The organism is Bacillus sp. MRMR6 (assembly GCF_001940785.1).
Lineage (GTDB): Bacteria > Bacillota > Bacilli > Bacillales > Cytobacillaceae > Neobacillus.
In genome coordinates this window covers 1-614 of the sequence record NZ_MSLS01000095.1, presented here as the reverse complement: position 1 = coordinate 614, position 614 = coordinate 1, and the positions used below count along the sequence as shown (strand labels likewise).

The 614-nt window shown below is 40.7% G+C and carries 1 protein-coding gene; it reads right to left on the bottom strand.

Annotated features, from left to right (window positions below; translation table 11 throughout):
* Nucleotides 1-271: 271 nt before the first annotated feature.
* Nucleotides 272-614: transposase (locus tag BTR25_RS26790; protein ID WP_075690940.1), on the bottom strand; the 343-nt coding region annotated here is incomplete at its 5' end.

Here is a 614-nt window from a genome sequence, read left to right as displayed (position 1 = left end):
AAATTCAAGGAGCCACAACCATATTCGCTGTCAATCTCAAACGGATAATAAAACTTCTTAATGAAAAAGAATAGGAAATAGGCAGAGGTATAAGCAACTTCCCTTCGAATTTCGGTAGGAAGTTGCTTTTTTTTGTCTTTTTTCATCCATAATGTCTTTTCCTTATTTATAAAATATAAAAAACGGAAGTTCTTCAGTGCCCTCGCTAAGCTCCTGCGGGGTCTCCCACTGCCCCGTACTCCCGCAGGAGTCTACGCACCTTCCGCGGAAATCAACAGGGTTCAAATATCTTAGTATTGCCACACACTCTTTCAAGCCTAGCTAAGTGTGTGACAATTTTTTTCATATTTTGGCACGCTGCCGTAAGGAGAGCCTGTTCGCTTGCTTTTCTTAATCCGCGTAACCTACAATAGCGAAGCCCATGCAGTTCTTTTGAATCTGCGAAGCTTCGCTCAACCATTTCCTTTCTAAATTTATAAAGCATTTTTCCAGACTTAGATAAGCGATTTTCTCTTACCTTTTCCTTGTGCTCTTCCCAAACATGACGTGTTACTACCTTTACCTTATTTTTGGAACGAGTACATTGGGAAAGAAGTGGACAGTTTCCAGTTTCC